Annotated in this window: 11 protein-coding genes and 2 riboswitches; of the genes, 8 read left to right on the forward strand and 3 right to left on the reverse strand. The window is 61.9% G+C overall.

Annotation, left to right across the window (positions count from 1 at the left end):
* Window positions 1–141: 141 nt before the first annotated feature.
* From ACUUL3_RS03940 to recQ, 3 genes are all read right to left on the reverse strand, one after another.
* A complete protein-coding gene (locus ACUUL3_RS03940; RefSeq protein WP_448554780.1) occupies window positions 142–3,711 on the reverse strand; it encodes a PAS domain S-box protein in 3,570 nt (1,189 codons plus the stop codon).
* Between the two features lie 13 nt (window positions 3,712–3,724).
* Window positions 3,725–4,669, reverse strand: coding sequence for a phosphate/phosphite/phosphonate ABC transporter substrate-binding protein (locus ACUUL3_RS03945; RefSeq protein ID WP_448554782.1), 945 nt, complete (start codon window positions 4,667–4,669; stop codon window positions 3,725–3,727).
* Between the two features lie 198 nt (window positions 4,670–4,867).
* Window positions 4,868–6,685: a DNA helicase RecQ gene (gene recQ / locus ACUUL3_RS03950; RefSeq protein WP_448554783.1), complete on the reverse strand. Its 1,818-nt coding sequence runs from the start codon at window positions 6,683–6,685 to the stop codon at window positions 4,868–4,870.
* Between the two features lie 442 nt (window positions 6,686–7,127).
* Here recQ and ACUUL3_RS03955 point away from each other — a divergent pair, with 442 nt between their 5' ends.
* The 8 genes from ACUUL3_RS03955 to ACUUL3_RS03990 all read left to right on the forward strand — a co-directional run bounded on the left by ACUUL3_RS03955 (window position 7,128) and on the right by ACUUL3_RS03990 (window position 14,434).
* Window positions 7,128–7,412 carry a hypothetical protein gene (locus ACUUL3_RS03955; protein ID WP_448554785.1) on the forward strand — a complete coding sequence of 95 codons (285 nt, stop codon included), beginning with the start codon at window positions 7,128–7,130 and terminating at the stop codon, window positions 7,410–7,412.
* 2 nt (window positions 7,413–7,414) lie between these two features.
* A complete protein-coding gene (locus ACUUL3_RS03960; protein ID WP_448554787.1) occupies window positions 7,415–8,362 on the forward strand; it encodes a radical SAM protein in 948 nt (315 codons plus the stop codon).
* A 40-nt stretch (window positions 8,363–8,402) separates the two neighbouring features.
* Window positions 8,403–8,585: riboswitch (cobalamin riboswitch) on the forward strand.
* Between the two features lie 93 nt (window positions 8,586–8,678).
* Window positions 8,679–9,653 (forward strand): hypothetical protein, encoded by a 975-nt coding sequence (locus ACUUL3_RS03965; protein WP_448554789.1) that lies wholly within the window; start codon window positions 8,679–8,681, stop codon window positions 9,651–9,653.
* Between the two features lie 36 nt (window positions 9,654–9,689).
* Window positions 9,690–9,903, forward strand: a riboswitch (cobalamin riboswitch).
* 121 nt (window positions 9,904–10,024) lie between these two features.
* Complete coding sequence (locus tag ACUUL3_RS03970; RefSeq protein ID WP_448554791.1) at window positions 10,025–11,032, forward strand: sirohydrochlorin cobaltochelatase; 1,008 nt, start codon at window positions 10,025–10,027, stop codon at window positions 11,030–11,032.
* Window positions 11,033–11,097: 65 nt separating this feature from the next.
* Window positions 11,098–11,637 carry a PepSY-associated TM helix domain-containing protein gene (locus ACUUL3_RS03975; protein ID WP_448554793.1) on the forward strand — a complete coding sequence of 180 codons (540 nt, stop codon included), beginning with the start codon at window positions 11,098–11,100 and terminating at the stop codon, window positions 11,635–11,637.
* A 31-nt stretch (window positions 11,638–11,668) separates the two neighbouring features.
* Window positions 11,669–12,709 carry a FecCD family ABC transporter permease gene (locus ACUUL3_RS03980; RefSeq protein WP_448554795.1) on the forward strand — a complete coding sequence of 347 codons (1,041 nt, stop codon included), beginning with the start codon at window positions 11,669–11,671 and terminating at the stop codon, window positions 12,707–12,709.
* Window positions 12,702–13,505 (forward strand): ABC transporter ATP-binding protein, encoded by an 804-nt coding sequence (locus tag ACUUL3_RS03985; RefSeq protein ID WP_448554797.1) that lies wholly within the window; start codon window positions 12,702–12,704, stop codon window positions 13,503–13,505. The genes ACUUL3_RS03980 and ACUUL3_RS03985 overlap by 8 nt, the downstream gene beginning before the upstream one ends.
* Window positions 13,502–14,434 (forward strand): ABC transporter substrate-binding protein, encoded by a 933-nt coding sequence (locus ACUUL3_RS03990; protein WP_448554799.1) that lies wholly within the window; start codon window positions 13,502–13,504, stop codon window positions 14,432–14,434. The genes ACUUL3_RS03985 and ACUUL3_RS03990 overlap by 4 nt, the downstream gene beginning before the upstream one ends.
* The last annotated feature ends 3 nt before the right edge of the window (window positions 14,435–14,437 follow it).

Genomic DNA, 14,437 nt, shown 5'->3' on the forward strand with positions numbered 1-14,437 from the left:
GGAACCCTTGGCATGGCGCGGAGCGCTTCCTGCCCGTCTGGAAACAGTACAGCATTTTCCCGCTGTCGCGCAATGGCCTTGATAATGATCAGGCCCGCGGTAACGGCGTTGTCCGCTGGTTCCCGCCGGGCCGGGCCGCCATTATTTTTTGCCGAGTGCTTTTTGGATCGAGCCAAGGAGGGCCTGCGCCACGAAGGGTTTGTTGAGAAAGTCGACAATGCCCATGGCCAGGGCTTTTTCCCTGGTGATCATCTCGCTCTGGCCGGTGCAGAGAATGACCGGCATTCCCGGCTTGAGGGCGAGAACCCGCCGGGCCAGCTCCGTGCCGGTCATGGCCGGCATGGTCATGTCCGTGAGAAGAAGCTGGTACTGATCCGCATGTTTTTGGAATTCCGCCAGCGCCTGTCCTCCGTCGGCGGCGCAGGTCACCCGGTAGCCATGTTTGCTTAACATGGCCGTGACAACCTCGCGGATCTGCTCTTCGTCGTCAACAACAAGAATCCATTCCCCGTTTCCATCGAGGGTTGCTTCGGCTTGCGAAGGTTTTGGCGGTTCCTGGGCCTGCTGGGCGGTGACCGGCAGGTAGACCCGGAAGCTGGCGCCTTTGCCCACCTCGCTTTCCACCGTGATATGGCCATGGTGGCTTTTGACGATGCCATGCACCACCGCCAGTCCCATCCCGGTTCCCTCGCCGCGCTTCTTGGTGGTGAAGTAGGGTTCAAAAATTTTTTCCTTTATCTTCTGATCGATGCCGCAGCCCGTGTCGCGTATCTCAAGTTTCAGGTAGTTGCCCGCTGCCAGGTCGGCATCGGCGAAGTCCCGCGGGCCAATCGTCACCTCGTCCAGGGAAACGGCAAGGGTCCCTCCTGTTTCCCGCATGGCGTGGTAGGCGTTGGTGCAAAGATTCATCATGATCTGATGGATCTGGGTGGGATCGGCCAGGACCGTGGCCTGGGAAATGATCTCCTGACGGATGTCGATGGTGGTGGGGATGGAGGCGCGCAACATCTTCAGGGCCTCCTTGACAACCAGCGAAACCTGCAGGGGCTGCTTCTGCTGGTCCGCCTGACGGCTGAAGGTCAGGATCTGCCGGACCAGCTCTTTTGCCCGTTCGGCTCCCCTGACCACTTCTTCCAGATGCCGGCGGCAGCTTTCCAGATCCTTGTCCACCATGGCCAGTTCGCTGTAGCCGAAGATGATGGCGAGAATATTGTTGAAGTCGTGGGCGATGCCGCCGGCCAGGGTGCCGATGGCTTCCATCTTCTGCGCCTGGCGCAGCTGCCTTTCCAGGAGTGTTTTTTCCTCCGTTTCCTTCCTGGCCGCGCTGAGGTCATGGCGGCTGATGAGAATGCTCATGGGCCGTTCCGCCTGATCGCGGATTATTTTCACGGTGATCTCAAGGGGGCGGCCGACGGGGTTGGCGGGGTCATCCGCCTCCATGATTACCCGCAGGTCGCGTCTTTCCTCCTGGGCACGGCAGATGGGGCAGGGGGCCGGTTCTCCCCCGGGATGGACAAGCTCGACCACATGTCGGCCGACGGCGGTTTCCGGGCTGGAGCCGGTGGCCAGATAAAAGGCCTTGTTGGCCCGGACGATGCGGCGGTCGAGGTTCAGCAGGTAGACCACATCGTCGGAAGCGTCCATGGCCGCGGACCATTCCCGGGAAGCCCTGGCCAGGGCCTGCTCCGCCAGTTTCTGTTCGCTGATGTCCTGAACCGTGCCGAGCGTGCGCAGCGGGCGTCCCTCCGGATCATAGACCGTCTCGCCCCGCTCATGCACGAATTTCACCCGGCCGTCCTTCATCAGCAGCCGGTGGGTAATCTCGTAAGGCGTTTTGTTTCTGAGCGCTTCGGTGTATGCCAGGTCGACCGCCTCCCGGTCCTCGGGATGGATGGCGGTCAGGAAGCCTTGGTAGGAGGCGTTGAATTCCGCGGGATCGATCTCGAAGATCCGGTAGATTTCATCCGACCAGACCAGCTTGTTGCCGGTCAGATCGAGGGTCCAGCTCCCGAGGCGGGCGATGCGCTGGGCCTGTCTCAGGTTCTCTTCGCTCTGGCTCAACGCTTCCTCGGCCCGTTTGCGCTCGGTGATGTCGTCATAAATGCCGAGAACGCCATGGACATTTCCCTCCCCGTCCGGCAGCGGCATCTTGGTGGTGTCGATCCAGATCCTGTTCCCATCCGCCTGCTGCAGCGGTTCGACGATATGCCTCTTGCACTCTTTGCCGTCGATGACCTCTTGGTCGTCGGCGCGATAGGCCTCGGCCTCCTCCCTTGGCCAGGGCAGGTCGAAATCGGTCTTGCCTCTGATCTGGCCGGGGTCGTCCAGGCCGGCGGCCCGGGCGAAAACCCGGTTGCAGCCCAGGTAGGTGAGGGCGGCATCCTTCCAGAAGATCGACTGGGGAACGGTGTCCAGGATCTGCTGGAGCATGGCGCGCTGTTCCCGCAGGGCCTCCTCGGCCTGCCTGCGTTCGACGATCTTCCACACCGCGTCCATCAGCAGGGAAAGCTGGGAGATATCCCCCTGGTCGTAGTCCGTCGCCTTGTTGGCCACGCCCACCACGGCAACGACCCGTTTTTCCCGGAACACCGGGATGGTCAGGAAGTTGCGAAGCTCGACATGACCCGGGGGACAACCTCTTTTCAAAGGGTTTTCGGCCTGGAAATCGTTGATGATGACGGGCCGGCCCTGCCGCACCGCCTCCCCCCACAGCCCCGATTTGTCCAGTTGAAAGCGGGTCGGCGGCCCGGCGACGGCGCATTTCCGCATCGCCTCCCTGGACCAGCTGTTGATGATAAACTCCCGGTTCTCCTCATCGTAATGGCAGATATAGCCTATTTTGCTGCCGGTGAGGCGGATCGCCTCTTGCAGGGCGAAGTCCAGGAGTTCCTGCCGATCCGCGGGCTCGAACTGGAAGATCCGGGCAAGGCTTTCCAGCCGCTGCTGGTTGAGGAGGATGAGTTTTTCCTTGGCCACGATGGCGTCGAGCATGTTGTTGAATCCCTCTCCCAGGAGAGCGATTTCATCCTGGCGGGAGATATCCATCCGCAGGTCCCGGCGGCCGTTTTTGATCTGATTGGAGACGGAGAGCAGCCTGGTGAGGCCCGAGGTCAAACGGTTGCCGAGCAGCACCGCGAGAAGCGAGCCTGCGGCAATGGCCAGCAGGGTGTAGAGGATGCCGTTGCGGGAAATGATCCCCAGGTTGTCCGCTATTTTCTCCTGACCCTGGGCTATCCTGGCCCAGCCGATGATCTCTCCGGTGCCGGTCATGATCGGCGCGGCAATGTCGATGATGTCGTGCCCGGCATGGAGAACCTGACTTTCCGGGCCGGACTTGAGGAGGGTGAGGCTTTTTTCATCAACCAGATGCTGGCCGACGTGGGATCTGTCGGTGTGGGCGAGCACCTGGCCGTCGATGTCGATGACCATGGCGTAATGGAGATCCGGATACCTGCGGAAGGCGAGGACGATTTCCTCAAGTCCCACCACGTCATTGGCCAGAACCCAGGAGCCGCTGTTGATGGCCAGGGTTTCGGCCAGGCTGGTGGTCTGTTCCAGGCTCTGCTCGCTGAGGAAATCCCGTTGCCGGGCGACAAGATCGAGGACAAAGACGGTCATCAGCAGGAGATGCACGAGGGCAACCCCGCAGATCAGCCGGGAGCGGATCGTTTTGGGCCAGAGGGCTCTTGCGGCATCGGCCGGTGTCGTCATCAGGCTCCCCATCTCAGTGGACCGCCTCGGCGTATTGTCGCAGAAAGTCGCGGACCGGCCGATAGGTGGCCTCCGTGGCGCTCTCGAAACGGGCCAGCGGGAGGGCGGCGAGAAGAAGGCGGCCCTCTTCGTGGCTGTGCAGGGCCACGAGGAGGGAGCGGACCCTGGCCACCACCTCGGGCGGGAGATCATCCCGGGCCACCAGGCCGTTGTTGAGCAGGGGCGGGGATTCCCATTTCACCTCAAGCTCGGCGGCAATGCCGGGGTTGCGTTCGCAAAAAGCCTGCCAGGGGGGTGGCCAGGTGGCGCCGGCCGCGCTTTTGCCCAAGTACACATTCATGATCGATGATTCCTGGGAGCCGGAGAAAAGGCGCTCGATTTCCTTGTTTACGTCGAGGCCGTGGGTATGGAGGAAATAGAGGGGCATCATGGTGGCGGCCAGGGCGGTGGGCGCGGGGAAGCTGACGACCTTTCCCTTCAGGTCGGCAACCCTGTTGATGCCGCTGTCTTTTCTGACGATGATGATGCCGCGGAACTTGTCGTCCTCGCCCATTTTCGCGAAGATCCGATAGCCGTGCCGCAGGGAATTGAGGGTCTGGTAAGGATTGGGCAGGGCAAGATGGAAGTGGCGGTCGTAGAGTTTTTTGTCAAACTCGTCGTAGGAGCGCGAAGCCTCAAGGCGGATCGTGCATTCGGGAATGTTCCGGTTCAGATATTCGATCAGGGGGCCGTAGGTTTCATGGAGGCGCTGGGGGTTGTGCAGCGGATGGACGCCGAAGATCAGGACAACCTTGCCGGCGGCGGGGGTGTCCGAGTAAGCAGGGGCATAGCCCTCTTGTTTCGGGGAATCACAGGCGATGAGCAAGAACGCCGATAGCAGTGCGGCAAGCCGGACTGGCAGGGAGGAAAGCCGTGCCTTGAGGCGGGTGATGGTGGTGCCTGGGTGCCTGTGGCTCATGTTTTTTCCTTGAGGAGAACTGCCGCGCGGTGATTTCCTGATTGTTGTCCTGTCTTTCAGAATGCAACAGATGCGGGGGAAATGTCAAGGCAGGGAGGAGGCCGAAAACGCCGACCGTTTAAGGAGGGCGGGAAGCACCCCATCAATGGGGATAAACCGGGATAAACGCCGGGGAGCCTGGCGGGGACGGGACGGTCGTCATCGCCCTCCGGCGGCCGTTGTCCGGCAAAATTCCCGTATCTCGGCAAGAAAGGCTTCGCCGTAACGTTGGCGCTTGTGGGCTCCCACCCCGTGGATGGCCAGAAACGCCTCCTCATCGGTGGGCAGTTGGGCGGCCATTTCGGCCAGGGCTCTGTCGCTGAAGATGACAAAGGGCGGCACCCCGGCCGCGTCGGCCATTTTTTTCCGCAAGGCCCGCAGGCTGTCAAAGAGGGCCTGGTCATACTCTGGATCCCCTTCTCGGCGGCGGGCCGTTTTCGCGGCCGCCACCGGCTTGCGCCCCGGCCGGGCCATGCTCAGAGTCTGCTCTCCGCGCAGCAGGGGCTGGGCCGCCGCCTTCAGGGTGAGCACCGAATAATTGCCCACATCCTGTTCCAGATAGCCCTGCTGCACCAGATGGCGCAGCAGGCTGCCCCAGTATTCCTGGCTTTTCTCCGCGCCGATGCCGTACGTGGAAAGCCGGTCGTGGCCAAGCTGCAGGAGCCGTTCCTTCCTTGCCCCGCGCAAAACATCGATCACGTGGCCCATGCCGAAACGCTGCCCGACCCGGTAAACGCAGGAGAGGGCCTTGCGGGCGTCTTCGGTCACGTCGACGACCTCGGGCGGGTCGAGGCAGATATCGCAATTGCCGCAGGGCTCGGCCAACCGTTCGCCGAAATAGCCGAGCAGCACCTGGCGCCGGCAGCTCAAAGCCTCGGCAAAGCCCACCATGCTGCTGAGCTTGTGCAGTTCGATGCGTTTCTGCTCGGGATTGCCGCTGTTTTCGATCAGGCCGCGGGCCAGGGCGATGTCGCCCTGGCCGAAGAGGAGCAGGGCTTCGGCCGCCAGGCCGTCCCGGCCGGCGCGGCCGGTTTCCTGATAATAGCTTTCGATGTTCTTGGGCAGGTCGTAATGGACCACGTAGCGGATATTGGATTTGTCGATGCCCATGCCGAAGGCCACCGTGGCCACGATGATCCTGACATCGTCACGGAGGAATTCCTCCTGCACCCGCTGCCGTTCTCCGGCCGGCAGGCCGGCGTGGTAGGCGGCCGCGGGAAAACCCGCCGCGCGGAGCCGGGCGGCCACCGATTCCACCCGCTTCCTGCTCAGGCAGTAAACGATCCCGGCCTCTTGTTCGCGGCCCTTGAGAAAGGCGGCGAGCTGGTTGAAAGGCTTTTGTTTGCCGAGCACGGAGTAGCGGATATTGGGCCGGTCGAAGCCGGCAATGTGGCACTGGGAGGGGGCAAGGCCGAGCCGGGCGAGTATGTCCTGGCGGGTGTGGGGCTCGGCCGTGGCGGTGAGCGCGATCAGCGGAACATCGGGGAAAAGTCGGCGCAGCTGGCCGAGCTTGCTGTATTCCGGCCGGAAGTCATGGCCCCACTGGGAAATGCAGTGCGCTTCGTCGATGGCGAAGAGCGCAATGGGGATCTCGCGGAGCCGTTCGGCAAACTCGTTGCCCAGCAGCCGCTCCGGGGCGATATAGAGAAGGTCCAGTTCGCCGTTGCGCAGCTGGGCGAGAACCCGGCGGGCCTCGACGCTGTTCAGGGAGGAGTTGTAAAAAGCGGCCTTTACCCCGCAGGCCTTGAGGGCGTCCACCTGATCCTTCATCAGGGAAATCAGCGGCGAGACCACGATGCCGACCCCGGGCCGGTGCAGGGCCGGGATCTGGTAGCAGAGGGATTTGCCGCCGCCGGTGGGCATGAGGACAAAGGCGTCCTCGCCGCGGATCAGACCTTCGATGATCTCCTGCTGCGGGGACCGGAAGGAAGCATAGCCGAATATTTTTTTGAGTGTTTCCAAAGGATTGTTATACATTGCGGTGGCGAGGGCTCACGTGGTGTTTTGGATACGGGGCATGCGTGTCAGGTGTCTAACCTTACCGCAAGAGGTTGAAGAGTGCCTGGAAAAAATATCCGAAGGTGCTGTGAAGGCGTGTATTGTTTTATCCCCCATTGCGCCATGGCCGAGAAGTATCCGCAAGGGGGTTGAACTCCGGGAAGTCCGCAGGACCAGGACGAACCGGGAGCCGTTTTTTTGCTTATTCTCTTCACCCTTGGGGGGGATGTAGGGCAAGCAAAAAAAGAAGGGGATCTTTTTTCTCCATGTGCTTCGCTACCCGGCAGGACAAAATGGCGACGGTGGAATCCGTTGGAGAACAGGCTTTATTTTTCATTGCATTTCGATTCCGGTGGGGGATAATTGCTCATGCTGTCCACTTTCTTCCTTTTTTGAAATTTGGCTTTCGGGTTTTCGGATCATGAGTATTTTCGAGATCATCATGCTGGTCTGCTTCGGCGCGGCCTGGCCCTTTTCCCTTTACCGATCCTGGCGGAGCCGCACCAATGCCGGGAAAAGCCTCTTTTTCCTCTGCGTGGTCCTTGCCGGCTATGTCGCCGGCGTCCTGCACAAGGTCTTCCACAGTTTCGATCCGGTCATTTATCTCTACATGCTGAACGGGTTCATGGTGGCAGGGGATATTCTCCTCTATTTCAGAAACAAAAAAATCGCCGGCGGCCTGGCGCCGACAGCGGCCCTCCGGTAAGCATGGCCGCCGGCCCCCGCTATCTCACCCTTGCCGCCGGCGGCGAGCTGAAACGGCGGACAGAGAGCGCCCTCGCTCTCCTCGCCTCCTGCCGCCTCTGCCCGCGGCAGTGCGGAGTCGATCGTCTGGCGAACGAAAAGGGGATCTGCCGGACCGGGCGCAAGGCCGTGGTGGCCAGCTACACCCCCCATTTCGGGGAAGAGCGGCCCCTGGTGGGGGTTGGCGGCTCCGGCACCATCTTTTTCAGCAACTGCAACCTCGGCTGCGTCTTCTGCCAGAATTACGGGATCAGCCACCTCGGCGAAGGGGTGGAGGTGAGCCCGGGCCAGCTGGCCGCCATGATGCTGAGCCTGCAGAAGCAGGGCTGCCACAACATCAATCTGGTCACCCCCAGCCATGTGGCGGCCCAGATCCTGGAAGCCCTGCTTCCGGCCATCGAGGGCGGTCTGCGCCTGCCCCTGGTCTACAACTCAAGCGGCTATGACTCTGTCGAGACCCTGGCCCTGCTCGACGGTGTCGTCGACATCTACATGCCGGATTTCAAGTTCTGGGACAAGGCCAGCGCCAAACGGTTCGCCAGGGCCCCCGATTATCCGGAGCGGGCCAGGGCGGCGATTATTGAGATGCACCGGCAGGTGGGCGAGCTTGTCATCAACCAAGAGGGCCTTGCCGAGCGCGGCCTTTTGCTCCGCCATCTGGTCATGCCTGGGGGACTGACGGAAACAGGCGCGATTCTCGGGTTCATCGCCGAGGAGATCTCGGCAACCACCTATGTGAACATCATGGACCAGTACCGCCCCTGCGGCCAGGCCCTGGACTTTCCGCCCATCGACCGGAGCCTGCGGGTCGAGGAGTATCAGGAGGCGCTCCGCCTTGCCCACGCGGCGGGGCTGACCCGCCTGGATGAACGCGATTTCGAGAAGATGCTGCGATCCCTGGGCATCGTCTGACGCAGAAAGCGCCTTGACAAGCAGGGCGCTTTCAATTAAATGTTGGTCTCATATCTCAGGCGCTCGTGCATGAGCTGAAAAGGGAACCCGGTGCAAATCCGGGACGGGCCCGCCGCTGTGATCGGGGACAAGTTCCGCTGTATGCCACTGTTTCATGAACGGGAAGGCGTGGAACAAGGATGAGCCGAGAGTCAGAAGACCTGCCTTGGGAGACTGGTTGCATAATCACCGTGGACAAGTGATTATCCGTATGATCTCGCGTGGATAAGCAAGGGCATCCCCGGATCGATTTTATCGGTCCGGGGATTTTTTTTTCATGCTGCTGGACGCACACCTCATAGCCGCCCTCTGGCCCGAGCTGGTATGGCCGTTGCTGAAGCTCCTCTTCTGGATCTCGCTGGGGTTGCTCGTGGCGAATTTCATCGAGGCCCTCAACTGGACACACCGGCTCGCCGCCCTGACCAGGCCCCTGGTCAGGCTGGGCAGGCTGTCCGCCGTTTCGGGCGCCAGTTTTTCCATGGCTTTTTTTTCCGGGGTCACCGCCAACACCATGCTCGCCGAGGCCTTTGCCAAGGGGCGGATGAGCAAGAAGGAGCTGGTGCTCGCCAACCTTTTCAACAGCCTGCCGCGTTTTTTCCTGCACCTGCCCACGGTCTTTTTTCTCACCGCGCCCTTTATCAAGAGGGCGGCCTTTCTCTACGTGGCCCTGACCTTCAGCGCCGCCATCCTGCAAACCCTGCTGGTGGTGATCTGGGGCAGGCTGCTGCTGCCGCCCCTGGCGGATGGGCGGGCTGAGGGCGCCGCGCCCCACCGGGAAAGGATCGGCTGGCAACAGGCCGTGCGGAAGAGTGCGAGGCGTTTCCAGAAAAGGATCAGGGGGCTTCTGTATTTCACGGTGCCTGTCTACACCCTCTTCTTTTTCCTGGGCAAGAAGGGATTCTTCAGCTGGCTTGAGCACTCCCTGGCCGGCAAGGCCGGGTTTCTCGCCTGGCTCAATCCGCAGAGCCTGGCCATCGTCATGGCCCATGTCACCGTGGAGTTTTCCGCGGGCCTGGCCGCCGCCGGGGCCCTGCTCGCCGGGGGCAGTCTCGGTTCCCGGGAGGTGGTGCTGGCCCTCCTGGTCGGCAACATCCTTTCCACGCCGATCCGGGCCGTGCGCCATCAGATTCCTTACTATGTGGGCATCTTTTCCCCCAGGCTCGCCATCGAGCTGGTCGGAGCGAGCCAGGCCCTGCGCCTTGCCACGGTGCTGGCGGTTGGCGCCGCATTTTACGCCATAACCCTGTCATAGGCCGCGCGGTCCATGGACCACAGGCCGATGGCGGTTACGTTTCATTGTCAAGCAGGCGCCCTTCGGGGCTGAAAAGGGAATCCCGTGCAAATCGGGAACGGTCCCGCCACTGTAATTTCCTCCCTGCCTCTCCAACGGGAAGCAGGCGAAAAGGTCCGGTTCATCGGCCACTGTGCAGCATGCATGCTGGATGGGAAGGCGAACCGTGATCGGAATGAGTCAGGAGACCTGCCTGTTTGACGCAATCGGGCTTTTCGCCCGGGTTATCCTTCGAGGAGAGGATGCTGAAGGCCGGTTTTAGGCTATCCGACCGGCCCCAGCCTTTTGCTTCGGAGAAATTTATTCATTTCTTCAAGAAAAGGAGATTGAGCATGCAGCGCGGAAAAAATGGCAAAAAAATCGGCAGGGCTTCCCTTTGGCAGGCAGGAGTGCGGCGATACTGTCAGGCCCTGATCGGCCTTGGGATCCTGCTTACCCTCTTGGGCTCCACCGGCCTGGCCTCGGCCATGACCAGGACCCTCAAGAGCGAGCCGGCCATCGTCCTGGTCGCCTTCGGCACCACCACCAGTGCCCAGGTCACCTATGATTTTTTCGAGGAGCAGCTGAAAAAGAGTCTGCCGGCGGAGTACAGAGGCTTCCGCATCGAATGGGCTTTCACCTCGGAGATCGTCCGGGAGCGGGCCAACCGGAAGTTCAAGGAGCAGGGGCAGGCCGTCAGGTACCGCAGTCTGCCCCAGGTTCTGGCCGATCTTGAGGATGAAGGCTTTCGCAAGGTCGCCATCCAGTCGCTGCATATCTTTCCCGGTCAGGAGTACGAGGATCTGGAAAAGGAGATCGCCGCCTTCCGCACCTTGGGCATGCGCATCGAGTACGGCGGCACCCTGCTCCACGAGTGGCCCTGGGTCTTTGCGGCGGTTTCCGCCGTGGAAAAGGAGTTCCTTTCCGCCAAGGAGGGGTGCAACGTCCTGGTGGTGCACGGCACCCCGGAGACCTTTCCCGGCTCAAACTCCACCTATCTCGGCCTTGAACGCTACTTGAGCCGCAGGTACAAAAATGTCTTTGTCGGCGGGGTGGACGGCATCCTCACCCGGGAGCAGGCCCTGGCCCAGGCCAAGGCCTACAAGGTGAAAAAGGTGCGGATGATTCCCTTCATGTATGTGGCCGGCGATCACATCATGAACGACATCATGGGCAGCAAGGTTGATGAGGAGGGCGTCCCCTCCTGGGCCATGGAGCTGCGGGCGGCAGGCATGAGCGTGGATACCCCGAAAACCGTTTATCGCGAAAAAGAGTTCTTCAAGGGGTTGGGCTTTTCCGAGCAGGTGAACGCAATGTTCATCCGCCAGTTGCTTGACTCCATCGAGCGGATCCTCAAGTAAAGGCCAAAGGCGCCGCTCCTGAGTCGGAAAACAGCCCCTCGGGGGCGGCGGGAAAGGATATGGAGATGAACAGCAAACTCTTGCGCGACCTGCACCGGTGGTTCGGCCTCTTTTTTGCCGTGCTGCTCGGCTTTTACTGTCTTACCGGCATCCTGCTCAACCACCGCAAGGATTTCGGCTACTTCCAGGAAGAAACCGTGACGAGCAGCAGGGTCCCGGTCACCGATCCCGCCCGGCTGCGGGCCCTGCTCGATGGTTACAAGGCCCAGATCGACCGGGAAGACGACCCGGCGGTGATCAGGATCAAGGACGATACGATCGAGTTTCTTTACGGCTCGCACGGCGCCACCACCTATGTGATCGATCCGGGCAAAGGCGTGATGGAAAAGGTGGAAAAGAGACAGTTGCAGCCCATCAGCCGCCTCAACGACCTGCACAAGGCGGTCAAGACCAGCGCTCTCTGGCTGGCCGTGGCGGATATGGCTGGTCTGGGCATCGTTTTTCTGGCCGTAAGCGGCCTGCTGCTCTACCGTTACCGGCCCCTTGACCGGTGGCTGCTCTCCGGCGGCCTGGCGTTTGCGGTTGCGGCGATGTTTCTGGCCTGAAACAGGCGGCATTGAGGAAAGAAGGAAAAGAATGTCTTTGCAAAGATCGGGAAAATACTGGCTGCTGCTGACAGGGCTTGCGCTGCTGGCCATCTTTGCCGTGCTGATTTCGGCGGGCATGGGCTATGTCGCGCTGCCGGCCGCGGATGTTGCCAGGGTGGTGCTGGCCAGGCTGAGCGACAATCCGGAGCTGCTTGCCGGCCTGGACCGGGTCGCCCCCTTCGTGGTCATGGACGTGCGTCTGCCGAGGATCCTCACCGCGGCCCTGGTCGGGGCGGGCCTGGCCATGAGCGGCGTCATCTACCAGGGCATTCTCCTGAATCCCCTGGCCGACCCTTATACTCTAGGCATTTCCTCGGGCGCCGCCTTCGGGGCTTCCCTGGCGCTGCTGGCCAACCTTACCTTCCTCGGCCAGGTCTCGGTGCCGTTCTTTGCCTTTGCCGGCGCCATGTCGGCCCTGCTGGTGGTTCTTTATCTCTCCACCTTCAACGGTCAGATGTCCGCCAATACCCTGATCCTCTCCGGGGTCATCGTCGGCGCCATCCTTGCCGCCGGCATCAGCTTTTTGAAGTATCTGGCCGACGAACAGGTGGCGGTGATCATCTTCTGGCTCATGGGCAGCTTTGCCTCGCGCACCTGGGCCGATGTCGGCCTGGTGGCCACGACGCTGCTGCTTGGGCTGCTTGTTGCCCATTTTTACGCCCGGGATCTCAATATCCTCAGCCTGGGCAACCGTTCCGCCGATTCCCTGGGGGTGGAGAGCGGCCGGGTCAGGAAGATTCTTCTCCTTTCCGCCTCCCTGGTCACCGCCATCTGTGTCTCCGTTTCCGGGATCATCGGTTTCATCGGTCTGATCGTTCCGCATCTGATGCGTTTTCTCGTCGGTCCGGACAATCGGAAGCTGCTGCCGGTTTCGGTGCTGGCCGGCGCTTCTCTGCTCCTGGTCGCCGACACCGTCAGTCGCGCGGTTCTGCCGGTGGAGGTGCCCATCGGCGTTCTGACCGCCCTGATCGGCGGCCCCTTTTTCTGCGTGATTTTCAGGCGCAGGCAGCGGGGGCTCCGTTATGACTGAGCAGGGCGGCTTCGCGGTCCGGCAGGCGAGTTTTGCCTATGGGGAAAAGAAGGTGCTGGACACCCTTGACCTCAGCTTGCCCGCGGGCAGGTTTTATGGCATTGTGGGACCCAACGGCTGCGGCAAGAGCACCCTGCTCGATCTCCTGGCCGGCAACCGCCGGGTCCAGGCGGGCGGGGTGCGGCTGGGCGGCAAAGAGGTGCATGGCCTGCCCCGGCGGGAGCTGGCCAGGCAGATCGCCCTGGTGCCCCAGGATTTTGCCATCGGTTTTGCCTTTACCGTGCAGGAGGTGGTGCTCATGGGCAGGCATCCCTATATCCCGCGTTTCGGCTCCCCTTCTGCCCATGACCTGCGGGCGGTTTCCGCGGCCATGGCCGAGATCGGCATCAGCCATCTGGCCGACCGTTACGTGAACGAGCTTTCCGGCGGCGAAAAGCAGCGGGTGGTGGTGGCCAGGGCCCTGGCCCAGGAGGCGCCCATCCTCCTGCTCGACGAGGCCACCTCCAACCTGGATATCCGCTACACGCTCGGCATCTTCCAGGCCCTGGCGGAACGGGTGCGCAGTCTCGGCCATACCGTGGTCGCGGTGATCCATGATCTGGACCTGGCCGCCGCCTATTGCGACGAGATCGTTTTCATGAAGGAGGGCAGGATCGCCGAGCACGGCCCCACGGCCCAAGCGTTGACTCCGGAGACCATTGCCCGGGTTTTCGGGGTGGAAGCGGCGGTGAGCTTTGACGCCTTTTCCAACGCCCATCGGGTTTCGTTTCGCTACGGAGCGAGAGGGGAGTCATGATGCGTTGCAGGAAAAATTTTCTGGCAGCTCTGGCCCTTGGCGCTGTTCTGTTGTTCCCTTTCTCCCAGGTCCGGGCCGCGAGCATTCTCGACCAGGAGGGCAGGACGGTTGCCTTCAGCGCGCCCTTTGCCCGGATCATCTCCCTCTATCCGGCGCACACGGAAAACCTCGCCGGCCTGGGCCTTGATAAGGAGATCATCGGCATTGCCGATTCGGACGATTATCCGCCCGAGCTCATGGACCGGCCCCGCTTCAGCTACAAGGAGGATCCGGAAAAATTCATCGCCGCCCGGCCCGATCTGGTCCTGGTGCGGCCGATGATCGAGCGTTCCTACCCCCAGCTGCTCGGCAAGCTGCGCCAGGCCGGAATCGTGGTGGTTTCCCTGCAGCCCACCGGCATGGCGGAGATTTTCGCCTACTGGCGAAAGCTCGGCATCCTCACCGGCAGGGAGAAGGAGGCCGAGGCGATGGTGCGGCTCTTCAGCGAGGAGCTTGCGCGGGGAGAGAAGATCATCGAGGCGGTGCCGGCGGCCGGGCGGCAGCGCGTTTACTTCGAGGCCATCCACAACAAGATGAAGACCTTTGCCCCGGAGAGCATCGCCGTTTTTGTCCTCAGCCGGGCTGGGGGCATCAACGTCGCGGCCGATGCCGAGCAGGTTCGGGAGACCAATATCGCCTTTTACGGCAAGGAACGCATCCTCGCCAGGGGCGAGGAGATCGATGTCTATCTTGCCCAGCAGGGGCGGATGAATCCCGTGGACAGGGAAGTGATCGCCAACGAGCCGGGCTTTGCCGCCATCCGGGCGGTGCGGGAGGGGAAGGTGTATCTCATCGACGAGCGCCTCGTCTCCCGGCCCACCATGCGTATCCTGGCCGGGGTCCGGCAGATCCGTGAACTTCTCTATCCCTCCCTGGCCGGAGGCAGGTAGAGC

The sequence above is a fragment of the Thiovibrio sp. JS02 genome (assembly GCF_053485635.1).